At 40.1% G+C, this 24,044-nt stretch carries 21 protein-coding genes; 10 read left to right on the top strand and 11 right to left on the bottom strand.

What is annotated here, in order from left to right; genetic code table 11:
* Positions 1 to 56 precede the first annotated feature (56 nt).
* A complete protein-coding gene (locus tag HOP08_14020) occupies positions 57 to 1,148 on the top strand; it encodes a DNA topoisomerase IB (protein NOT76038.1) in 1,092 nt (363 codons plus the stop codon).
* Here HOP08_14020 and HOP08_14025 read toward each other — a convergent pair whose 3' ends face one another.
* Positions 1,149 to 1,331 carry a hypothetical protein gene (locus HOP08_14025; GenBank protein NOT76039.1) on the bottom strand — a complete coding sequence of 61 codons (183 nt, stop codon included), beginning with the start codon at positions 1,329 to 1,331 and terminating at the stop codon, positions 1,149 to 1,151.
* A 175-nt stretch (positions 1,332 to 1,506) separates the two neighbouring features.
* Here HOP08_14025 and HOP08_14030 point away from each other — a divergent pair, with 175 nt between their 5' ends.
* The 9 genes from HOP08_14030 (at position 1,507) to HOP08_14070 (ending at position 13,910) form a co-directional block, all read left to right on the top strand.
* Positions 1,507 to 1,977 carry a PA2169 family four-helix-bundle protein gene (locus tag HOP08_14030; protein NOT76040.1) on the top strand — a complete coding sequence of 157 codons (471 nt, stop codon included), beginning with the start codon at positions 1,507 to 1,509 and terminating at the stop codon, positions 1,975 to 1,977.
* A 20-nt stretch (positions 1,978 to 1,997) separates the two neighbouring features.
* The gene (locus tag HOP08_14035; protein ID NOT76041.1) at positions 1,998 to 2,207 is read left to right on the top strand and encodes a hypothetical protein; all 210 of its coding nucleotides are present in this window, start codon (positions 1,998 to 2,000) and stop codon (positions 2,205 to 2,207) included.
* A 20-nt stretch (positions 2,208 to 2,227) separates the two neighbouring features.
* Complete coding sequence (locus HOP08_14040) at positions 2,228 to 2,452, top strand: hypothetical protein (protein NOT76042.1); 225 nt, start codon at positions 2,228 to 2,230, stop codon at positions 2,450 to 2,452.
* Between the two features lie 63 nt (positions 2,453 to 2,515).
* Positions 2,516 to 2,971 (top strand): PA2169 family four-helix-bundle protein, encoded by a 456-nt coding sequence (locus HOP08_14045; GenBank protein ID NOT76043.1) that lies wholly within the window; start codon positions 2,516 to 2,518, stop codon positions 2,969 to 2,971.
* Between the two features lie 95 nt (positions 2,972 to 3,066).
* The gene (locus HOP08_14050) at positions 3,067 to 4,086 is read left to right on the top strand and encodes a ligase-associated DNA damage response exonuclease (protein NOT76044.1); all 1,020 of its coding nucleotides are present in this window, start codon (positions 3,067 to 3,069) and stop codon (positions 4,084 to 4,086) included.
* Positions 4,083 to 5,675 carry an ATP-dependent DNA ligase gene (locus tag HOP08_14055; protein NOT76045.1) on the top strand — a complete coding sequence of 531 codons (1,593 nt, stop codon included), beginning with the start codon at positions 4,083 to 4,085 and terminating at the stop codon, positions 5,673 to 5,675. The genes HOP08_14050 and HOP08_14055 overlap by 4 nt, the downstream gene beginning before the upstream one ends.
* A 121-nt stretch (positions 5,676 to 5,796) precedes the next feature.
* A complete protein-coding gene (locus tag HOP08_14060; GenBank protein ID NOT76046.1) occupies positions 5,797 to 6,348 on the top strand; it encodes a ferritin in 552 nt (183 codons plus the stop codon).
* Positions 6,349 to 6,550: 202 nt separating this feature from the next.
* The gene (locus HOP08_14065) at positions 6,551 to 11,518 is read left to right on the top strand and encodes a hypothetical protein (GenBank protein NOT76047.1); all 4,968 of its coding nucleotides are present in this window, start codon (positions 6,551 to 6,553) and stop codon (positions 11,516 to 11,518) included.
* On the top strand, positions 11,502 to 13,910 hold the full coding sequence (locus HOP08_14070) for a BamA/TamA family outer membrane protein (GenBank protein ID NOT76048.1): 2,409 nt from the start codon (positions 11,502 to 11,504) through the stop codon (positions 13,908 to 13,910). Before HOP08_14065 ends, HOP08_14070 begins: the two co-directional genes overlap by 17 nt.
* An 18-nt stretch (positions 13,911 to 13,928) precedes the next feature.
* On the opposite strand, the gene HOP08_14075 is transcribed toward HOP08_14070, so the two are convergent.
* The 10 genes from HOP08_14075 to HOP08_14120 all read right to left on the bottom strand — a co-directional run bounded on the left by HOP08_14075 (position 13,929) and on the right by HOP08_14120 (position 24,036).
* Positions 13,929 to 14,096, bottom strand: coding sequence for a hypothetical protein (locus HOP08_14075; GenBank protein NOT76049.1), 168 nt, complete (start codon positions 14,094 to 14,096; stop codon positions 13,929 to 13,931).
* Positions 14,097 to 14,165: 69 nt separating this feature from the next.
* Positions 14,166 to 15,167: an MCE family protein gene (locus HOP08_14080; protein ID NOT76050.1), complete on the bottom strand. Its 1,002-nt coding sequence runs from the start codon at positions 15,165 to 15,167 to the stop codon at positions 14,166 to 14,168.
* A gap of 4 nt (positions 15,168 to 15,171) precedes the next feature.
* Entirely contained in the window at positions 15,172 to 15,960 is a 789-nt protein-coding gene (locus HOP08_14085; protein ID NOT76051.1) for an ATP-binding cassette domain-containing protein, read from the bottom strand.
* Positions 15,960 to 16,712, bottom strand: coding sequence for an ABC transporter permease (locus HOP08_14090; protein ID NOT76052.1), 753 nt, complete (start codon positions 16,710 to 16,712; stop codon positions 15,960 to 15,962). The genes HOP08_14085 and HOP08_14090 overlap by 1 nt, the downstream gene beginning before the upstream one ends.
* 73 nt (positions 16,713 to 16,785) lie before the next feature.
* Positions 16,786 to 17,001 carry a hypothetical protein gene (locus HOP08_14095; GenBank protein NOT76053.1) on the bottom strand — a complete coding sequence of 72 codons (216 nt, stop codon included), beginning with the start codon at positions 16,999 to 17,001 and terminating at the stop codon, positions 16,786 to 16,788.
* Positions 17,002 to 17,141: 140 nt separating this feature from the next.
* Positions 17,142 to 18,998 (bottom strand): hypothetical protein, encoded by a 1,857-nt coding sequence (locus HOP08_14100; protein NOT76054.1) that lies wholly within the window; start codon positions 18,996 to 18,998, stop codon positions 17,142 to 17,144.
* A 163-nt stretch (positions 18,999 to 19,161) separates the two neighbouring features.
* Complete coding sequence (locus HOP08_14105; protein NOT76055.1) at positions 19,162 to 19,848, bottom strand: HAMP domain-containing histidine kinase; 687 nt, start codon at positions 19,846 to 19,848, stop codon at positions 19,162 to 19,164.
* Between the two features lie 300 nt (positions 19,849 to 20,148).
* Positions 20,149 to 20,508 (bottom strand): response regulator transcription factor, encoded by a 360-nt coding sequence (locus HOP08_14110; GenBank protein ID NOT76056.1) that lies wholly within the window; start codon positions 20,506 to 20,508, stop codon positions 20,149 to 20,151.
* Entirely contained in the window at positions 20,505 to 23,549 is a 3,045-nt protein-coding gene (locus HOP08_14115; GenBank protein ID NOT76057.1) for a PAS domain S-box protein, read from the bottom strand. The genes HOP08_14110 and HOP08_14115 overlap by 4 nt, the downstream gene beginning before the upstream one ends.
* A 43-nt stretch (positions 23,550 to 23,592) precedes the next feature.
* On the bottom strand, positions 23,593 to 24,036 hold the full coding sequence (locus tag HOP08_14120; GenBank protein ID NOT76058.1) for a response regulator: 444 nt from the start codon (positions 24,034 to 24,036) through the stop codon (positions 23,593 to 23,595).
* Between the last annotated feature and the right edge of the window lie 8 nt (positions 24,037 to 24,044).

Genomic DNA, 24,044 nt, shown 5'->3' on the forward strand with positions numbered 1-24,044 from the left:
TTTTCTTTTGTAAAACTTCTGCATCATTATAGAGGAATATAAATTAACTTGATAGAATGAATAACGAGGCCGAAGAGATAGACCTTTCCCATAAGGAATTTCTCACCCTTGATAAGGACTATGAATCTGCTGCTTCTGCCGCGAATCTGGTCTATTTAAAGGATAATGTTCCTGGAATCCTAAGAAAGCAAAGTGGAAAAGGCTTTTCTTATTCCTATAAAGACAAGTCCGTCACAGATGAAAAAACTCTCGCCAGAATCAAGAAACTTGCTATTCCTCCTGCATGGACTGATGTATGGATATCACCAAAACCATCCGGCCATATTCAGGCGACCGGGGTTGATGTCAGGAAAAGAAAACAATACCGATACCATACACTCTGGAATAATATAAGAAGCCAAACGAAGTTTCATCGGCTTTATGAGTTTGGAAAAGCTCTTCCTGCTTTAAGACTTCAGTTGGATAAGGATGTTTCTTTACCTGAACTAAATGAACGGAAGGTACTGGCAGCCGTTATTCTTTTAATGGAGCGCACTTATATCCGGGTTGGTAATGCTGGTTATGAAAAAATGAATGGTTCCTACGGTCTCACTACATTGAAAGATAAACATGTATTGATACAAAAGGGTGAAATGAATTTCTCATTCAAAGGTAAGAAGGGTGTTTACCACAAGATATCCTTAAAGAATAAGAAGCTTGCAAAGATTGTTAAGGAATGCAGGGATGTTCCTGGCAAAGAACTGTTTCAGTATTATGCGGCAGATGGAAGTCAAAGAAGCATTGATTCCGGAAGCGTCAATCAGTACATCAAGGACGCATCGGGAATGGACTTTAGCGCTAAGGACTTTCGCTTATGGGCTGGTTCATTAAATATTCTTCAGGCTTTCAAGGTTTGTGGCGAAGCTGAGACAGCTTCCGATTGCAAGAAAAATGTTCTTGCCAGCCTTGATGAAGTTAGTTCAAAGCTGGGAAACACAAGAACAGTGTGTAAAAAGTATTATGTGCATCCGGGAATTATTAAACTGTATGAGGAGAACGGTCTGACAAAATACCTCAAGGAAATTGAAGGTTCAGATCAGCTTGAAGATTCTCCTGAGTTGCACCATGACGAGAAGATTCTTTTAAAGATCCTTAAAGGCCTTCACTGATCATTTATTTTTCCCAATCCTTGCGACAAAGTAGATGATGACCGCGACGATAATTACCACCAGGAACACACCCGTGTAAAATCCTGCCCCAAAAATATCACCTACGACCTGGCAACTGGTGAGAAATGTACTTCCTATCAAGAGAGTCAGAAGATAGAAAACAGGAGTAAGGATTGGTTTCATATTTTTCAGAGTACAGTAAAAAAATCAAGCCAGACTTCAGGAATGATTGTGTATTCCCGTAGAAATTATTCCCCTAAATCGGGTCAATTTCAATCAAAAATCAACTTTTTGGCCTTATTCATTACAAATAGATAGGGTATGATTTTTTTATCCTTTTGCCAAACAGAAGGAAAACATGGAGCGAAAGGAAGAATTCACACAGGTTCTCAACGATTTGCTAAAGATCAACAACGACAGGATCAGGCAATATAAAAAGGCAACGAAAGAGATTGCTGATTTGGACTGGAGAACACTTTTTCTTTCAAACATCGATGAGAGCAAGAAATTCGGAATGGAACTTTCTCTGGAGATAATGAGAAATGGTGGAGAGCCGAAAGTTGGCTCAACTACAACATCCGGGAAGATCTATAGATTCTGGATGGAGATCAAAGATACTCTCACGGGTAAAGACCGTGAATCTATTCTGAATGAATGTGAGTTTGTTGAGGATGCGGTTTTAAGAGCTTATGAGAGAGCGATGCAGAGGAAAGATTTTTCAGTGGACATCTCAAGACTTCTCGGCAGACAACTTGAATTGTTGAGAGAATCTCACGCAACCATTAACCGGTATCGCGATATGACATTGCTTGATTTGTATAAAATTTAAAAACCCAAAAAATACTCACTATGAAAAACGTTGGAATTGTTCTTATTGTACTTGGGGCCATTATGATGGCCATTACGGGATTTAATCTTGTAACGAAAAAGAAAGTGGTTGATCTCGGTCCGGTTGAAATCAACAAGGAAGAAAATCACCCTGTACAATGGTCGCCAATCGTTGGTGGTGTTCTTCTGGTAGCAGGTATCGTAGTGGTATTTACCAATAAGAAAAGTTAAAAAAATTAAATATTCTGATTATGAAACGTCCTGAAATTATTAATCATAAGATCGTCAATTCTGTTGAACAACTTGCCAGGTTTCTAAAGCGCGGTGATATTTTTCGCAAGCCTCGTGGAGCAACCCAGTATAAATTTGAAGAGTTGGTTCAGGAGCAAAATATCGTGATCTGTGAAAATCTTGATACACATAGGTCAGAAGAAATTTATTTTAACTCTCCTGTTTTCAGATTGATGATGATCTAAATTGATCAAAGGCTTTATTTAATCTCCTGGCAGAATTGAAGTGTAAACTAAAAATATAAAATTATGGAAAATCAAAAAACAATAGATGTTCTGAACAGTTTGATTCAGATCAACAACGATAGAATGGATGGATACGACCATGCTTCAAATGAGACAGATGAATCTGATCTAAGGGATATGTTTTCTGTCCTGTCAGCGACCAGCAGAAAGTGCAATGAGGAGCTGATAGAACAGGTTGAGGAACTTGGCGGCGAGCCAATAGAAGGCACAACTGCCAGTGGAAAAATATACCGTGTATGGATGGACGTAAAGGCAGCTTTGACTAAAAAGGACCGTAAAGCAATCCTTGATTCATGTGAATACGGAGAAGATTGGGCTGTTAAAACTTATGAGAATGTTCTTAAGGATAAGACAGGCGATCTTACTTCAGAGCTGAACCAAATTGTTCGTGAGCAGTATCAGTGGATCAAAAAAGATCACGATAAGGTAAGAAACATGAGAGATTCTGTTCCGGCTTAATAAAATAAGTAGGTTCCAAGAATAGTATTCAATTTATAATTAAGATACCATTTCCTGAATTTCCGGAAATGGTATCGTTTTTTTAGCCCTATAAGATGGATAAATCTCTTTTGCAATTTTCCTCTTCCAGCATCTACTGTCCCCAGGCTGATATTCATATTGATCCGTGGAAGCCTGTTGATTTTGCAATGATTACACATGCTCATAGTGATCACGCACGTCCGGGATGCAAGCATTATCTCGCTCACAAGGATTCAGAAAGTATCCTGCGACTAAGACTTGGCGAAGAGATCTCCTTACAAACAGTAGAGTATGGAGAGAAAATCATAAAGAATGGAGTTCAGTTTTCTTTGCATCCTGCCGGCCATGTGATCGGTTCTTCCCAGATCCGTGTGGAACACAAAGGAGAGGTTTGGGTGGCCAGTGGTGACTATAAAGTTCAGGATGATCATTTTTCAAAAACCTTTGAGCCGGTTAAGTGCAATACTTTCATAACCGAATCAACGTTCGGGCTTCCTATCTATAAATGGCGACCTCAGCAGGAGGTCATGAATGATATTAAGGAGTGGTGGAAGGAAAATCAGCTACAGGACAAAGCAAGTGTGTTACTGGGATATGCATTGGGAAAGATGCAGCGTCTGATTAAGAATTTGCAGCCGTTTGATCATCCTGTCTTTGCGCACGGGGCAATTTATAATGTTAATGAGCGTCTTCGGGCGGCAGGTTTTGATCTCCCTCACATTCCGTTGGTCACAACGGAGATCAATAAGAAAATGTACAGAGGAGCTTTGATACTTGGGACGTCTTCTTCACTCAACACTCCCTGGTTGAAAAAATTTGAGCCTTACTCTGTAGGTTATTGCTCTGGATGGATGGCAGTAAGAGGTGCGAAAAACCGGAGATCAGTGGATCGTGGATTTATTTTATCTGATCATGCCGATTGGAATGAACTGAATTCAGTGATTGCCGCAACCGGGGCCGAAAAAGTCTATGTCACACATGGCTATACCGACGCATATTCTCAATGGTTGAACGAACAGGGAATTGAGGCAGAAGAAGTGAGTACTAAGTATGGCGAAGAAGAAGATGTAACATTGGAGGAGGTAAGAACATGAAAAAGTTCGCAAATCTTTTTCAGCAGATTGACCGAACGACAAAGACCAATGAAAAAGTTGAGCTGTTAAAAGCATATTTTCTTTCTGCTTCTGATGAGGATAAAATCTGGGCACTTGCATTGTTCACCGGAAGAAGGCCGTCTACGAATATAAAGTCAGGGCAATTAACTGAATGGGCATTGGAGATGGCTGGCATTCCGTTGTGGTTGTATCGCGAAAGTTATAATAGTGTGGGTGATATGGCAGAGACGATCTCTTTATTGCTTCCTGTCTCCACATCTTCCTCATCCAAATCACTTAATGACTGGTTTCAGGATCTGGCGAAACTAAAAGGGACTTCTGATGAATTAAAGAAAGAATTTATCACAAATGCATGGAGACAACTTTCACCTTTTGAGATTTTTGTTTTCAATAAATTAATGATGGGAAGTTTTCGCATTGGGGTTTCTCAAACTCTTGTAATACGGGCCGTCAGCGAAGCAACAAACCAGGAAGCATCTGTTGTCACCCACAGAGTGATGGGTCATTGGGATCCGTTCAGGATAACTTATAAAGAACTGATCCAGTCTGAAAATCCAGGAGATCAATATTCAAGGCCCTATCCCTTTTATCTGGCGTATGCGATTGAAAACACACTGGAGGATCTGGGCGAACCCGGAGATTGGTTTGCTGAATGGAAGTGGGATGGCATTCGCGCACAGATAATCTTCCGCAATAATGAATTATACATCTGGTCAAGAGGAGAGGAGCTGGTCACTGATAAGTTTCCAGAGCTCAGTATATTTTCTGATCTGATTCCGGAAGGCACTGTGCTGGACGGAGAGATTCTTTGCTTTGCGAATGATAAGCCTTTACCGTTTAATGTTCTGCAAACACGCATCGGACGTAAAAACATTACAAAAAAAATTCTCCAGGAAGCTCCTGTTGCCTTTATCGCTTATGATATTCTTGAGTTTAACGGAAAGGACATTCGCAATCAATCACAGTCTCAAAGAAGAGATGTACTTGAAAGAGTATTTAATTCTTCCCGTGTTAATAGTGTATTCAGACTTTCTTCATTGTTACCACACGAAACATGGGAAGATCTGAATAAACTTCATTTACTGGCGCGCGAGAATGTGGCTGAAGGTTTTATGATAAAGCGCAAGGAAGCAACGTACCAGACAGGAAGAAAAAAAGGCGACTGGTGGAAATGGAAGATAGATCCTTTGAGTATTGATGCTGTCCTTATCTATGCACAGAAAGGTCATGGAAGAAGAGCTGAATTGTATACGGACTATACCTTCGCAGTTTGGGACAAAGAGAAGCTGGTACCTTTTGCAAAAGCATATTCAGGATTAACCGATGCTGAGATCAGGGAAGTCGATCGATTTGTTAAACAGAACACGCTTGAAAAATTTGGTCCGGTGCGAACGGTAAAACCCCAATTGGTTTTTGAGATAGGATTTGAAGGAATCAATGAATCATCACGACACAAGTCCGGAATTGCAGTTCGCTTTCCAAGAATGCTGAGATGGAGAAAGGATAAGCCTGTTGAGGAGGCAGACACTCTTGAAAACCTGAAATCAATCCTCGAGACCTACCGATAGTGTAGAAAATAATCTACACCGCTTTACTAATGGTCAATTGGAGGGCTATAAACCGCATTTTTCCCCGGCGGCACATTTTGTGCAAAAGGTGTAGCACTACCCTTAATTCAAACTCTTTATTATGAATACAAATCGACTTTCAAAGGAAATGTCTGAAGCATTAAATGCCCAGATGACTAAAGAAGCGCACGCCTCCCAGATCTATTTATCTTATGGTGCGTGGGCGGATAGTAATGGCTTTGGCGGTATTGCGAACTTTCTTTTCAGACATGCTCAGGAGGAAAGAAATCATATGATGAAGATCCTGGAGTACATTTTGAAAAGAGGTGGTGTAGTGACTGTTACGGCAATACCTGCCCCTCCGGCAAATCCTACCAGCATAAACAACTGTTTTGAAAAAGTTTTTGGACATGAAGTAGACAATACAACAGCTGTATATAAAGTTGTAAATCTTAGCCTCAAGGAAGAAGACTGGGCAACATGGAACTTTATGCAGTGGTTTGTAAAAGAGCAAACTGAAGAAGAAACACTGGCCCTCAATCTGCTGGACAAGATCAAAATTGCTGGTGGTGAAGATGCTGAAAAGACTTCCTTATACTCTCTGGACAGAGATATGGAAACGAAACCTGACGATGCAACGCTTGCCCAGGATGTAACAGCAGATAATCCATAACCCTCAAAATTTTCCTAAAAACGCAATGTTGGTGTAGAAAACTTTCTACACCTCCTGTGTTTTTTATGCCTAAATGAGCGAATTCCTGTGGTCAAACAAGGAACATTTGTTGCACTATATAATATGATCAACCCTGGAGATTATGCTTCTGATTATTCTATGTTTTAGTGTCAAGACCAGCGTAAAGTAAAAGTTTCAGAGAGTGATTAGCGCGCCAGTGTTTAGAAAGATCGTAAAGAGAATACTCAAGATAGCAGCCTGGACTATTGCGTCTGTTTTTTTGCTGCTTGTTGCTGTTATCATTTTCATAAGAATACCAGCGATCCAGAATCAGATCGTTCAAAGAGCAATTTCCTTTTTGGAGGGAAAGATAGGAACAACGGTTTCACTTGAATCCATTACTATTTCATTTCCCAAAAAGATTGTACTAAGTAAACTTTATGTTCAGGATCAATCGCTCGACACTCTGCTTTTTGCGTCAACACTCAGTGTCGATGTTGATATGTGGGGATTGATGGACAAACGCATCGAACTCAATGATGTATTCCTGGAAGGGATCAATGCAAACGTCCGCAGAAATGCAAAAGACAGTTCTTTCAATTTTGATTATATCCCGAAGGCATTTGCATCAACAGATAGCACGGTGTCTGATACAACCACTTCAGTTGCCTGGCAATTTTCAATTGAAACCTTAGAGATCAATAGAGCATCACTTTCGTATCAGGATCCATTGTCGGGGGATTCTATTCGGTTTCAGATTGGAACCATGGAAGTGGATATAGATGAGTTTGATTTAAATACCTTATCGTTTGATGCGAACTCTATTAGTCTTGCAGATTCAAGAATTCTCATTCATCAATCACTAAAAGTGAGCAGAGTCGAAACGGTAGATTCAGTATCACAATCTGAATCTTCTTTGAATATAGATTTTGAGAAAATACGTCTGGAGAAAATTGATCTTCATTATGTTAATTCTTCCAGTCACGAGAACATTGCGTTATTGCTGGGTGTTCTTGATATTGAATCCAATGAAATAAACCTAAGGAACAAGGTGATAGATCTGGATCACATTGAATTAAAAGAGACTTCACTGATCTTTCAAACGCAAAAAAGTACAGAAGCTCAATCCGTTCAGTCTAATTTGGAAAGTTCTTCCAGTCCGTTAGATATCCCCTGGAAACTGAAGCTATCAGAATTAAAACTGGCTGATAATACCATTCAGTATGACGTCATCAATCTTCCGGTTACAAACAAATATCTTGACTTCAATCACCTGCGACTGTCTTTTGTAAACATAAAAGCGGAGGACATTGAATTTAAAAATGATAATGTTAAGATTAATTTAGTAAGCACTTCTTTCCGGGAACGAAGTGGATTTTCTATTGAGTCGTTTAGAACGAATTTGTCACTGACAGATCAACAACTTGATATTAATGATTTTCTCTTCCAATCAGGAAATTCTTCTATCTCATTGAGAGGTAATGCCTCGTTTCAATCGCTGGCATCTCTTTCTGATCATTATGATGAAGCTCAGGTGAAGTTTGATGTAAGACCATCCACCGTTTCCATGAAGGATCTTCACTTTTTTCTTGGCTCAACACTGGATAGTCTGCCATTCAGATTTCCCATCGGTTCAAAGATCGATTTTAATACAAATATCAAAGGATCGGTAAAAGATCTTACCGTCAATCAGCTGCAGGTTAGAACACTTGATTCAACATGGTTGTCTCTGCATGGAAACTTTAAGGGTCTCCCGGAAGTAAAGACGACCAGGATGGATGTAAGTCTGGATCGGTTTTATATTACGGGTGCGGATGCACAAATAATTCTTCCTGATACTCTTTTGCCTGATTCTATCAGACTTCCAGAATGGATTGAATTGAAGGCGAAGATGAAAGGTACAATCAATGCACCGCAAGTCGCTTCTACATTGCTGACGGATCTGGGAAGAATTGATCTCGACGGAAAGTTTGATTTCAATGATACACCTGTTTATGATGCGCATCTGAAGATTAAAGAATTCAACATTGGAAAGATCCTTCGCCAGGATAGCACAATGGGAGTTGTTGATCTTAATGCTGATCTGAAGGGTTCAGGAGTGAAGATGGATGAGCTTAACGCAGCGATTGATCTGATTGTTAATAAATTCCAATTTAACGATTATGAGTACCGGGATTTTAAGTTGAAAGGTTCTGTAAATAAGTATCTCTTTTCGGGAAACGCATCTTTAAAAGATAAGAACCTTGATCTTGAACTAAACGGTGATCTTGATTATAAGGAGAAGATGTACAAGCTGATTCTGGTAGTAGCCAATGCTGATTTTCAGGCGTTGCACCTTTCCAAAGATCCATTGAAAGCCCGCGCGACCATTGATGTAAACCTTGTCACTTCTGATTTTAAGGTTATAAACGGCAAAATCGATATTAGAAAGTTTGCCATTTTCAATGGAAAAAAACTTTACATGGTTGATTCTTTACTGGTTGCTTCTATTGATCAGAAGGGGACCAGCAATTTTACAGTGCGATCCGATATTGTTACAGGAGATTTTAAAGGAACTTTCAACCTATTCAGTCTTCCGGTTGTGCTTCGTCAGCATTTTAATCAGTACTTCTCACTTCAGGATGAGAAAATAAAACCATTTAAAGAACCAACTAATTTTCAGTTTGATCTTGTTATTAAAAACACTGATCTGTTAACAGAAATTATCTTTCCGGAACTGAGTTCTTTTACTCCAGGGAAGATCAGTGGCTATTTTAATAGTGAAACAGATTCCATGCGACTGGAGGCGAATCTCTCAAAGATCAAATATTCTACGACAGGATTAGATACCCTTGAACTTAGAGTTGTTTCCAACAAGAAGAATCTGAAGTATAGAGTCAGACTAAAGAATATTACGATTGACACCATACACGTCGATGATTTTCAATTGATTGGGAGAATTGAACACGATTCCATTCACACAAGCCTTCAGATACTCGATTCAGTGGCACAGAAAAAGTATGTTCTGGGTGGAATTATAAAAAGTCAGGGAGACAAGTTTCGCTTCCATTTCATGCCCTATCTGGTAATGCTCAATTATGTTTATTGGGATGTACCCGATGACAACTATCTCGACTTCGGATCCGGACAGATTGTGGCTAATAATTTCAATATTTTCAGCGAGAAGCAAAAGATCTCATTGATCACCGATCAGAAGGCTTCTACCATCGCACTGGAGTTTGAGAATCTGCAGCTAGCGAATTTCACACGTATTATTGCCGGCACTGTCCCTGCCAGCGGAATTTTGGATGGCAATTTTAAGGTGACAACCGTTCAGCAGGGAAATTTCAACTCAAAACTTTATATCCATGATCTTACTATCCTGGGTAAGCCCTGGGGTGAAGTAACGTTTACCGTGGATCATGTTAAGGATCGCTATAATCTAGAGATGCTTGTCAAAAGTGAGAAGACAAATTTCAGGACGACTGGTTATTACATTTCAAAGCCTACGGATTCTGAGTTTAATCTTGAAGCTAATTTCAGTCCGCTGGATTTGAAAACCGTAGAGCCATTTACGTTTGGTAAATTCCAGGATATGAAAGGTGATATCGTTGGAACTTTGACGATTACAGGAACAACCGCTAAGCCATCGATTCGTGGTGATCTGAATTTCAAGGATGCATCCTTTATTGCAAAGGACCTTAACAGCGCATTCACACTGCAAAATGAAAAAATCTCTTTTCAGAGTTCCGGAATCTCTTTCAACAACTTTACTATTAAAGATGAAAAAGGTCAGGAGGCGGTTATCAGAGGCTCCATTTTAACAAAAGAGTACAAAGACTTTGACTTCAATCTTCGCGTCACTTCTGCGAATTTCCAGATTCTCAATACACCTGAAGATAACAGCAAACCATTTTATGGTGTGGCAAGAATCAATACTGATATTAAGCTGACGGGAAACGTTAATCAGCCGGTAGGAGTAATGAAGGCGTCTTTCAGCGATGATACCAACGTTACCTATGTGGTGCCGCAAAGTGAGAAGACGATCCTTGAGCAAAAGGATATTATTCAATTTACGGATCGTGATGCAGTGAATGATCCATTTCTGGCTACTATTCATCTGGAAGACACAGTGCGGTCAGAAGAGATTATTAAAGGAATTGATTTGACTGCAAATCTGGAGCTAAGGGGTAAGGAGACTCTCAATATTGTGATTGATCCGATTACGGGTGATAAATTATCGGTTCAGGGAAACTCAACGCTTATTCTGACCAGGAGCCCAGCAGGTGATATGAGTTTGTCCGGAAGATATGAGGTGACAAAGGGTACATATAATTTCTCTTTCTATAAACTTGTTAAGAGAGAGTTTACTATAGAGAAAGGAGGTTCTATCAGCTGGAGCGGTGATCCATTAAAAGCTGATCTTGACATCAGGGCCAGCTATACTGTTGAGACTTCGCCAGTCGAGCTCATATCAAATCAGGTTTCAGGTACAGATGCCACCAGCTTTAAGCAGGTATTGCCTTTCCTGGTATATCTTAACATAAAAGGACAGATACTCACCCCGCAGATCAGTTTCTCTCTTGACATGCCGGACAATAAGAAGAATGCGTTTGGCGGTGCAATTTATTCCAAGCTCCAGGACATTAATACACGGGAATCAGATCTTAACAAGCAGGTCTTTGCATTATTGATTCTAAAAAGATTCATTGCCGACAATCCACTTGAAAATTCTTCAAACACCGGCATCGCAAACACTACGCGCCAAAGTGTGAGTCGTATTCTTTCCGATCAGCTTAACCGCCTTGCAGAAAATGTAAAGGGAGTTCAGCTAAATCTTGATATAAAATCGTCTGAAGACTACAATGCTGGTCAGGCTCAGGGACAAACAAAAGTTCAGCTTGGGGTTACCAAAAATCTTTTAAATGATCGCCTTGTGGTAAAACTATCCGGTAACGTGGATATTGAAGGACAGAACACAAATGCCAAAGGAGACGCAACTGATTATATAGGGGATCTTGCCCTGGAATATAAGATTACAGAAGATGGACGTTTAAGGATAACAGGATTCAGAAACAGTAATTATGATATGATCTCTGGTGAGCTTACAGAAACTGGCGCGGGACTAATATTTATCAAGGATTACAATACATTGAAAGAATTATTTAAGCCGAATGCGAAGATCAAGTAACATATCATTTGAGCAGTTAATCAGGTATACCTTAACCTTTTGTGTTGGGATAGCGGGACTATTGTTACTGGAAGGATGTAATGCGACCAAATTCTTAAAAGAAGGAGAGAGTTTCTATGCAGGTGCAGAAATTAAGATCATTCCGCAAGGTGATGTTCCGAATCAAAAGCGAATTGTAACAAATCTTGAAACATTCATTACTCCTGAGCCCAACGCAAAAATTTTGGGTCAGCGAACTTCAGTGTGGTTCTATTATATCGCAGGAACTCCAAAGAAAAAAGGCTTGAGGTATTTTATAAAAAACAAGCTCGGATCTCCTCCTGTATTGATTAAGGATGCAACTCCAGTCAAAACGGCTACGCTTTTGGAAGGAAGATTGAACACAGATGGATATTTCCGCTCAACTGTTAGCAGCAAAGTCGAGACCAAAAAGAAAGAAAGTAAGGTGATCTATACGGTCATGCTTCAGCCACCTTACAGACTTCGCAAAATCCGATATCTGGCATTCGACTCTACCAGCACTATTGGTAAAGCAATTAAGGAGCAGCAATTACTAAAGTCAAAACAACGCTATAGGTTAGAGCGATTACAAGCCGAGCAACAGCGGATTGAAGATGTTGTAAAGGATCATGGATTGTTTTTCTTCGATAGCCGCTATCTTTTATTTGATGGAGATAGCACGGTAGGCAAGAAAAGTGTGGATGTAGATCTGATCTTTAAGAAGGGAATGCCGGACAAGTCAATCCGAAGGTATAGGGTTACCGAGATCAATGTTTATCCGAATTATACACTGGACAATGACACTCTGAAGACGACGGCGGATACAACGCGGGTTAATGGTTATAATTATATTGACAATCAACATAATTTCCGACCTGAGATCATTACGAATGTTATTAATCTGAAACCGGATAGTTTGTATCGAAGTGTCAATGAAGAATATTCGCTGGTTCACTTAATGGGACTTCAGACTTTCAAGTATGTTAATATCAAGTTTGTCGAAAGCAAGAGAGATTCAGCTGCACTGACCGCTAATATTTATATGACACCGCTACTTAAGAAGTCAATTCGTGTTCAGGTGCAGGGTGTCTCCAAGTCCAATAACTTTGTGGGCCCGGGTTTTCAGTTCACATTTACAAACAGGAATATCTTCAAAGGCGCAGAGTTGTTCCAGTTTAAGCTTCATTCAGCATATGAGGTACAAATCAGTCGTCAGCAGGATACGCCTTTGAATTCATTTGAAGTAGGAGGGGAGGCAAGCTTGTCCGTACCGAGATTCATTACACCCATTCATGTTCGGTACGGATCACAGAAATATCTGCCTGCCACTCAATTTAAGGTAGGATATACTTTTCAGGAACGCCTTCAGTATTTCAGTTTAACAACATTTAATGTGGGCTATGGATACATCTGGCGTGAAACGGCCCTTAAGACTCATGAGCTATTCCCTGTAGATATCAGTTTTGTGGAATCAGGGAACAGGTCGGATGCTTTCAATGAGCTTCTTAAACAAAATCCTGTACTGGCTAATTCTTTTCAAAATCAGTTTATCCTTGGAACGAAATACTCATTCACACTTAACACCCAGTTTACGGAGGATGTAGAAGAGAAATTCAGGCTCATTGCCAAAAAGAAAAGCAACTTCTATTTCAAAGGGACAATTGATGTTTCGGGAAATGCTCTTCATGCTTTGCAAAGAATGAGTGACTCCAAAGAGGATACTTTCAAGATCATTGGATCGCCATATTCTCAGTACTTAAAGGCAGATATAGATTTTCGATATTATCTGGAAACAGGAAGAAGAAGCAGGATTGCCACAAGGCTTATCGTGGGTGCGGGTAATGCATATGGGAATTCTACTTCCATGCCGTACATCAAGCAGTTTTCTATTGGTGGATCCAACAGTATAAGGGCATTTCCCGCAAGATCGCTGGGACCCGGAACCTATAATGTTCGTACCGATCCAAACGTGAGTACAACTTTCATCGATCAGCGTGGTGACATGAAGCTGGAGGGAAATATTGAATACAGGTTCGGTGTTTTTAAAGCACTCAAAGGAGCATTGTTTGTCGATGCGGGTAATATCTGGTTATGGAACAATGATCCTGATGTCACGCGCCCGGATGAGAATGGAGTGCCCATGACCTACAATCCAAGACCCGGTGCGAAGTTTGATAAGAATAAATTCCTCACTGAGATCGCAGTGGGAACAGGGTTTGGATTGAGATACGATTTCAGCTTCTTCGTATTAAGATTTGATCTTGCCTGGCCTTTGAGAAAACCCTTTCTGCCAGAAAACGAGCGATGGGTGATTGATAAAATAGACTTCGGAAGCAGTGATTGGAGAAGTCAAAACCTGATTTTGAACGTAGCAATTGGCTATCCGTTCTAACCGATACTTTATTAAGAGTTAATGAGCCCCAATTGATTTTGAATTTCTCCGAAGGGCGCTAAAGATTTTATCTGCCTTTTCACGGGCATAGAACTTCAGCACCTCTGTTATCAGACCGGCGAGAGCTACTCCCTTAATAAGTGTTACCAATGTGATGCTAAGCATTTGTTCAGTAAGTGTTTTCATGTCGATGAAAGTTATTAGTGAATTTGAGATTAGACTTTACAAATTATCAAAAGGTTAATATTCGTTTGATTATTTATTCTGTTCTTTTGCAAGTTTTTCCTTTTCTTTCTTAGCTTTTTTCTCCTGCTTTCTGAAGTAGCCTCTTGTGAGGAAATTGTGCTTCAGGGCTTCCATGTTTTCATCAAGCTTGAGAGATGCCCTTTCGGAGTTTTTAATGATGTTCTGGAGTTTATGCGCTGAAGCAGTATCCGCCAGCAAAACACCGATGGCATTGTCCTTTTCATTCATTTTGGCTGTTATATTCTCCAGGCTCTTAGACATGGCAGAAGCATTTGTGCTTACTTTTTTAACATTTGCCAGAGTTTGTTTGAAGACAGCAGAAGATGCTGTGTCTGTTAACAATACAGGAAGCAGTCCCTTACCATGTTTCATTTCATAAGCAACACCAGATAATTCTGCTGAAGCCTTCGCTGCATTTTCGCCAGTGGTTTTGAAATTAGTGACCATCTTCCTGATATCCTGAGCAAAGGCCCCATCGTTGAGTAATTCACCAATAACGCCTTCACCCTTGTTTATCTTGGCTGAGATTGCTTTAAGGTCCAGGGTAATGGATCGAGTGTTTTCTCCAACTTCTTTTGCAATGCTTACAAGTTCCTGCGTGTCAGCCGGAGAGACAGCATTAATCGTATCTGCATCATGGATAATAGTAGGAGAGTTTCCTGGCTGGATGACAACGATCTTGTTTCCAATCAAACCATCTGAACCAATGGAAGCAGTGGCATTTTTTCTGATAAATTCGTTTTGCTTTTCTTTAAGTGAAAGACTTACAACAACTTCTCCAACGGTTACAATTCTTACCGTTTTTACGGTTCCGATTTGGACACCGGAAAGCCAGACCTTATCTCCTTCTTTAAGACCTTCAACATTCTTGAAGACGGCAGAAACAGTAAATGTTTTACTGAAGAAATTGCTTGCGCTTCCCACAAAGAAAACGGCAATCAAAAATAAGGCTGCTCCGCCGGCAACAAATGCTCCGAGTTTTACTCGATCTTTTACATCATTCTCTTCCATAATCTTAATATTTAAAAAAGGGTGCCAGGTCCGGGTCTTGTGAATTTTTCAGCTCTTCAAATTTTCCTTCCGCACGATTATGTCCCTTCACCAATGCAATAACCCTGTCGGAGGTTTGTCTGGCGCAACTGATATCGTGCGTGATGATAATGGAAGAGGTCTTATATTTTTCTCTTACGCTGAGAATGAGTTCATTAATCTCGGTAGAGGTAATGGGATCGAGGCCGGCTGTCGGTTCATCGTACAACATGATCTTTGGTTTTAAAATCAGAGTACGTGCAATGCCAATTCTCTTTTTCATTCCACCTGATAACTCAGCGGGTTTTTTATTGATTGAACTTTCCAATCCAACATCTTTTAGCGCAGTCATTACTTGTTCACTCAGTTTCTGTTTGTCGAAAAGATCCAGATTCCTTTTTAATGGAAACTCAAGATTTTCCCGAACTGTCATGGAATCATATAGAGCGCTGTTTTGAAAAGAAAATCCAACCTGCTGACGAAGTTCGTTCAGCTGTTCTGGAGTTAAGGTTGGAACATTATAGCCGAGCACTTCTATTTCGCCTGCGTCTGCGCGGATAAGTCCCACCATGCATTTTATCAAAACGGATTTTCCTGTACCGGACCTTCCAAGGATCACAAGGTTTTCACTTTGATGCAGATCCAGACTGATATCTTTTAGTACTTCCAGATCGCCGAATGACTTTTTTAGATTACGGATGCGGGTGACTATTTTACTTTTATCAACCGCTGTTGTTTCTCCGGCTTGTTTAATATCGTTTGACGACTCTTTCATTACCGGAAGAGATTTATGAATTGAAGCGTAAGCAGATCAATAATAAAAATGAATAGCATGGAAATCACCACTGCAGTGTTGGCTGCCTTTCCAACTCCGGTAGTTCCATTCTCTGAATGATAGCCAGCATAGCTGCTGACAAATCCAATCGCAAAACCAAAGAACAGGGCCTTTACCATGGAAGAGAAAATATCCAGATACATGATATGACTGGTGACCTCATTGAAGTAAAGTCTGAAGCCTGTGTTATTAATGAGATTTACTGTCAGAAAGGACCCCATCAATGCGATCATATCCGCAAAAATGACCAGGATGGGAAGCATCAAGGTTGTTGCAACTACACGACTGACGACCAGATAGGAGAAAGGTCGTGTACCGGAAACTTCCATTGCATCGATTTGCTCAGTCACTTTCATGCTGGCAAGCTCTGCGCCTATGTTTGATCCTAATTTTCCAGCGCAAATAAGTCCTGTGATGAGTGGTCCTAATGATCGTACTACCGCCTGTGAAACCAGGGAAGGCAGCCATGATTCGGCGCCAAAAGATGAAAGGGAAGGTCTTGATTGTCTTGTGAATACGATTCCCGCAAGGAATGCTGTAAAGGCTACAAGAAAGAAGGAGCGGTTACCAACAGCGTAGCATTGCCTCAGGATTTCGCGCCATTCGGACTTTGAGGTAAATATTTGTTTAACGATTTTCTGAAAGAACCTGAAAATGTCTTCACAGCCAAGCAGAAATTTTTTGAATTTCATAGTTATTCGTCAGCGTCAGTATTCAATTAATAAATTCAAAGGTCAACGCCGGGAAAAACTGGCCTGCCTTCAATTATTTATATGAGTACGGATGGTTCTTAGCAAAGAAGTAAGGATTGTGATGCTTATTCATCTTAGGTAAATAGCTTTTTGGCTCATTGTACTTTCTAGGTGCAGCAGCTTCCTCATCCTCAAGACGTGGAAACATAACTTTTGCCAGAAAATAAGCTGATGAGATAAAAATCCCGAAGCCAATCATGAATGCAAGAAGAAACAGTAGTAAGTCCATAGCCTTGTAATTTCCTGATAAGGCTAAAATACTGTGCCAGATTTCCTTACTTGGGGAAACCCATTATTTCAAATCTCAGGTTTTTTTAACCCCGGAAGTGAGGAAATATTTCTACACAAAAAAGAGGTTTTTGAGTTGGTTTAATTGAAAACTGTGGAAGGTGCCGTGACCAGAGTATTCGGGTATTTTATCCTGATATTGGTTCCAATACTGAAACTGAGATGCTGAATTCTTTCAACCACTCTTGGATAAAAAAATACCCGCGCTTCAATTGTATTGAAGATAAGGTTTTCATTTCGTGCTCTGATGCCAGCAGAAATTCCTGTAAAGAAATTCTCACTTCGAATTAAGTCAACGTTGCGATTGATCAATGCCATATCAATTCTTGCCACTGGTGCCAATCTGAATCCTAATATTTTAGAAGATGTGAAGATCACTGCCTCCTGGCTGATCGTAAATCTTTTAGTACCCACCAAACTATCGGGACTGAATCCCAGGATTCCATTTACGTCTCTAACATCGATACCTCGCTTTATATTTTGATTGAAGAGCATTGCAAATCCAACCTCCATCTGATGGCGGATCTTTAATGACCCCTTTTCATAGACTTTGCTATATCGACTGAAATTCAATAGAAACAATCCGTCCTCACTTCGATTGCCTCCAAAGTAAGAGGCCAGCTTTCCTGTATAGGTCAATATCGTTCCGCTGGGCATTACACGTGTGTAGTATAATTCACTTCCGAGATACAGTCGTTTATACTCCATCTCAGTTTCGTATCCACCGGTTAATGACGCACGATATCCGTGAGGAATATCTTCTGTTCTACCGAATCCAATTACATACTGTGTTTTGTAAAAATCCTGTCGAAAGAATGTCAGCTGGGAAAGAAAAGCTATTCGATTTCTGTAAGCATAGCGATCGGGCTCAGTAAGATTGATGGTTGGAAGTGCGGAAAAATGCTGCTCAAAGGCTCTAAAAGCGATAAATTTTCTATTTCTGTTCTCTCTTAAATTGGATGGCATTTTATTCAAACCAAATGAATAACCTGCCCAGTAATCCTGAATGTCGTAATGATAGGTGGCAAAAGTGCTGTCGGGTTTCTTAAAAACATTGGTTGAATAGTTAGTGCTTAGCTCTAGTCCGCCGGCCCAACGTGCGAAAGGATGAAACAATGGCCTGCTGAGTCGGAGAAAAAAAGCTCTCTCGTTTTCATTTCCGACACTTGTTCCTGTATTGATACTGGAGTAGCCTATAGTGCCATCAACAAAGCTTCCAACGATATTCGTTTTTTGATAGACAGCCTCATATCCAAACTTCGGAATGCGATCAACGTCGTAAAGTGTATTAAATTGAACACGCTGCCCCATACCTCCAAGATTAGCCTCCTGAATTCCCAGTTTGTATTTGGTTATTGATTGTGGTTCAATGTTTCCGCCAAGGCTGAATACATCGCGCGTGATAACGATCAGATCAACCGAGTCAGATCTTCTGGAAATCGGTTTGACCAGAATACGTGAATCGAGTACAAAACTCAGATTACGAAGTGTTCGCTCATTGTCTGCTACACGATAAGGATTGAGAGGCTTTCCCTCATGAATGAAGAGGTTATCCCTGATAACGAATTCTTTTGTGTCAATGTGAATCCTGTTGGCGGCTCTTGAAACAAAAGTTTGGAAGTGCCTGGCGGTATCAAGAACGGTTCTCTCGAAACCGATCCTTCTGATGATAATTTTTCTAATGATTTTCCCAGCATAGGGAAGATAAATATCCTCGCTTTTCACATTCAAAGCAGGATTCTCATCCACAGGGTCAGTAGTAATAATCCCCATCAACTGCTTGAGAACTTTCTCTTTGTTGCTCTTAATCCATTCTGCCCGTGTGGAAGGTTTTTTTTGTGCTTGTGCCTGCGGATGAATGGCAAGGAAAAGTATCAACGAAAACAACGCGAATTGAGGTGTTATAACCCGTAACAATAGTGCCACTGCTTGTATCATTCCATCAAAACAACGAGCAAGATGTAAAAAAAACACTTTTGAACAGTATTAAACTTTTGCTAAGAAAATCGGGAGGTCTGCTGAGAGCGAATCAACAGAACATTTACAAAAAATGTACCGCTCAACCGATGAAGATTGAACCGGATTCGTTGAAGATTTGTAATTAACCGATATGTGGTGAGGGAGGCAGAGAAATGCTAATGGAGGTGCCTACTCTTAATGCAGATTTGCAGGAGATAGCGCCCCCTAATCTATCCACAATGCTCTTGGTAAGGAATAAACCCATTCCCGAGCCGATAGATTTTTCAGATCCACGATAAAAGATATCAAAAATATTATTCTTCTGATCTTCCCGAATTCCTACTCCATTGTCCATAATGTCAAGAGTAGAGCCGCTTCCGGCAGCCTCAATCCTGATAGTGATTTTTCTCTCCTTCTTGTCAGGATCATGAAAAGAGATTGAATTGGAGATGAGGTATTTCAGGATTTTTTCAATGCTCTGCTTATCTGTTTTCCATCGTGTAAATGGTTTTACTTCTGTGATCAGAACGATGTTACTGGAATCAAGCTGATTTCTGAAATTCTCCTCTATGTTTTGAATTAACTCATGGGCGTCGACTTCCGAATACTGAAGGGATGAGTAATCGTTTGCCAGGTATTCTTCCATTCCGCGGATAAGCTTATCCATTGTGTGGGTGCAAGCTTCAATCATTTCGAGGCATTTGTGAGTCTCATCGTGATGAGGATAGTATTCAGCAATTCTTACTAGTCCCTGAATAGAGGATACCGGTGCACGGAGATCGTGTGAACAACTGTATATGAATTTCTCTATCAGATTATGATGACTCATGAGCTTCTTTTCTCAGGAGTAAAAGTGCGAATTCACGTTTCCATGCTTGTAGGGGAAAAACTGAATTTCACAAAATCAGGGGTTTTGCGAAATCTGGTGTTAAACTGCGCTGGAGGTTTGGAAAAGCAGATAATGATGATCGTTTGTAAGAGAAAACCCTTACGAATCATTCTCATTTAAACCAATACTTTAATTGAAGATATTCCTTCAGATCGGGAGAAGCAATGCAGACTGAGTCACTGCGGATCTAAAAATGCAGCCTTGGGAAATTGATCTGTAAGAACTTTAATTTCTCTGAACCTATAATAATGATTTCACACAGCTCACTAATTCATGTGCCTTGCAAGGCTTTGGAATGAATTTATTAGCGCCAATTTCTTCCACTTTTTTTCTTTCAACGTCAGAAGTCTTCGCAGAGAGGACAACAATCGGAATGGAACTGGTTTCTGATTTGCTTCGTACCTTTTCTATAAACTCAAAGCCATCCATTTTAGGCATCAACAAATCAGTGATAATGAGATCAGGTAAATTGTTTGATAGAAATGCTATTCCCTCTAATCCATTGGTAGCAAGATCAACATGAAATCCCTCCATGGTGAGAATATCAACCAGTTCTTCCGCCAGGTGAGCGGTATCTTCAACAAGTAGTATTTTCTTCATCTCATGGGAATTTCGACCTTGAAAGTAGAGCCCACATTTAACTCACTTGCCACCTGAATAGAACCATCCATCAATTCGATGGCCTTCTTTAGAATTGAGAGACCAAGTCCAGTACCGGGGACAGTGTTTGCATTTGATGCTCGTTGAAAGGGTTCAAAGATGGACTGCAATTCCGAGGGATCGATACCCATACCACGGTCGGTGACTTCCACCAAAACATTTCCACGGTAGTCTGATACTGAAATTGTGACTTCTGTGGAGGCAGGTGAGAATTTAATTGCATTCGTTAGCAGATTAACAATCACATTACGAAGCAATTTATCATCGGCATTCACTTTTTTATTTTCACATGAAAAATGGAGAACGATTTCTCTTTTATCTTTTGAAGTTGACCTTACCTCTTCAATGAGTGAATTAATAAATTCCTCCAGATCGAGGCTGATCCTCTTAACCTTAATCTTGCCCGCCTCTGATTTTCCAATGGTTAAGATGTCTTCAAGCAAATTGGTCATGTGACTTGCCTGGTCTTCGATTTTTATAAGTTTCCTTTGAATTTCTGCTGCTGAAAGCTGATGAAAATAGTTTCGTATGGATTCCGCTGCAAAACTAATGGTGGAGAGGGGCGTTCTGAATTCGTGTGAAGCAATGGAAACAAACTTGCTCTTCATTTCCACAAGAACTTTTTCTTTTTGAAGGGCTTCATGAAGTTCCCGTGTTCTTTCTTCCACCATTTTTTCAAGACCTGCTCGATAAGTGAAAACTTCGGTGACATCCTGACCTACGCAGATAATTCCATTTATGTCCTTGTCAACATTTGCTCTTGGCGTTACGCTGATCAGAAGTACCTGATTCTTTCCTTCCTTATTAACGAATGGAAGTTCAAAGTTACTGGTTGGTTCTCCACCATTTGCTTTTTGAAGGACTTCCTCAACCTGAGATTTGACTTTTAGATCAAGAAAATTGACCCATTTCTTTCCAAGTACTTCATTCTTTGTATATCCGGAGAGTTCCGTAGCGACCCTGTTCCATTCATTAATGTATCCGTTTCGGTCAACGCCGAAAATAGGGACATTGGCATTTTGAATTAGGTTTGTCAATTCACGCGCTATGTTGGTCAATTGATTTTCAAACTCTTTTTGCTGACTTACATCATTCTGAACTGCAATAAAATGAGTAAGAATTTTTTTATCATTAAATACGGGACTTATATCGATGCGCAACCAGTATTTTCTTCCATTTTTCGAATAGTTGATAATATCTTCAGAGAACGCTTCTTGCCTTTTTAGCTTTCTTGATATTCTTGCTACAGTAGAGGGGTCTGTTTCCGGACCTTGTAAAAAAGAACCCGGTCTTTTTCCAACTACTTCTTCCAGAGTATAACCAGAGAGAATTGTGAAAGCATTATTTAACCATACTAGTTTCCCTTCCGGATCTGTGATCAATACGCTATTCTGAGTATGACTCGCGACGAGCGATAGTTTTTCAATTTCTTGTGAAGCAGTAATGTTCTCAGAAATATCCTGAATCGCTCCGATCATTCGAACGGCTTTACCATGATCGTAAATGATATAAGCTCTATCAAGCACATGACGATAGGAGCCATCAGAGCATTGATATTGATATTCCGAGCTCCAGTTTGCAGCATGAGAAGAAAAGGCCTCTTCTATTTCAGAATTGACGCGATCATGATCCGCTGGGTGGATTTTACTCCTCCACCACTGCTTACTTGGATTTACATCTGTTGCCAGATATCCAAAAATAGTCTGGATACCATGATTCCATTGATTAATATCTTTTACAATGTCCCAGTCCCAAATGGCATCATTAGTGGCACGTGAAAGTATTTCAAAACGATCATTGTATTCACGCAACACATTTTCAATAGTCTTTCTTTCAGTAATGTCTTGAACCAGTGACATCACAGTGATGACTTTGCCATTTTGATCTTTAATAGAAGAGTTGAACCATTCGCACCAGATGATACTTCCATCTTTTTTGTAATTCCTGCTTTGGATCTGGCTTTTTACAATTTCACCTGAAATAAATTGATTTGCCCCTAATGTAAGACGGGTTTTATCTTCTTCATAAACCATTGAAAATCCTGTCTTGCCGCTTTCGATAAATTCTTTCTCAGTCCATCCGAATATTTCCTCTGCTCTCTTTGACCATGACTTTACGCGATATTCGTTGTCCCATTCAATAAATCCCAGAGGTGTATTTTCAATGTGAAATACAATTCTCTTGTGAGCATCGATTAATTCCTGATCTGTTTTTCTTTTTACGTCTTCTGCCTTTTTTCGGGGAGAGATATCGGTTATCGTTCCCATTACTCCAATGATGAAGTTATTGGCCTGGCGTACCGGATTGAATCGATAGTAATACCAGATTCCTCTCTCTGCACTGTACTCAAGCTCATATTCTATAGTCTCACCACTCAATACCTGGTCCAGAATTCCTCTGAAGATAGCTTGTCTATGAGGTTGGGTGATGAGCATAATGTCCATTCCCTCCTCCAGATCAAATCCATACTCTTGTTTTGCTATTTCACCGAATAGGGGATTGAAGGAAAGTAATTTGCAATCCTTGTCAAGAAGGACAAATCCTGTCTCAGTGGTATTGAAGATTGTGCGAAGATGGGCTTCTGATTTTCGCAGCGATTCCTGCGTTCTTCTTTTTTCGTTGGCCTGAATAATAGCTGTGGGTAATCGCTTCAGATTACTTTTCAACAGATAATCATCTGCATCTGAACGAATGATGGAAGCTGCAAATTCTTCTGAAACCGCTCCCGTAACGAGAATAAAACCAACGTAAGGAAGTTTTTGACGACTGATTTCAAGCGCTTCGTTAGAACTGAAGTTAGGGAGCTGATGATCACTTAAAATGAGTTCGGGTGAAAATGAATCAAGGGCCTGAATAAAACTTTCCCTTGTAGAAACAACATTTATTTCAAGCTTAAGATCTGCTTGCTTCAGTACCCGTTGAATCAGGGTGACATCCTCAGGAGTGTCTTCCAGCATGAGTAACCTAATAGCGCGCTCCATTCCTGTTGGTCTTACTGAAAGAGTAGAAATTATTTATACCTTTTTATTTAGACGTGGGCGGAACATTCAGCAACATCCAATACATTCCCAGTTCCACAACCGCTTTTGAAAACGATTCAAAGTTTACAGGTTTCACAACATAGCTGTTTACTCCGAGCCGATAACTTGAAATGATATCTTGTTCTTCACGTGAAGAGGTAAGTACAATGACAGGAATCATTTTTGTGCGCTCATCTTCTTTCACAGCCTTTAAGATTTCCAGTCCATCAACTTTTGGAAGCTTTAAATCCAAAAGAATAAGCTTAAGGCCATTGCCGACTTTCCTTCCAATGTATTTATTCTTAGCAAACAGGAAATCGAGCGCCTCCGCACCATCACTGATGTGTAAAAGTTTATTCGCAAGATTGCTCCTTTTTAAATTCCTGATTGTCAGCTGAGCTTCGTCTAAATTATCTTCGACAAGCAAGATCTCTATGTCATGTTCCATATAAAAAC

This window comes from Cyclobacteriaceae bacterium (assembly GCA_013141055.1).
Classification (GTDB): domain Bacteria; phylum Bacteroidota; class Bacteroidia; order Cytophagales; family Cyclobacteriaceae; genus ELB16-189.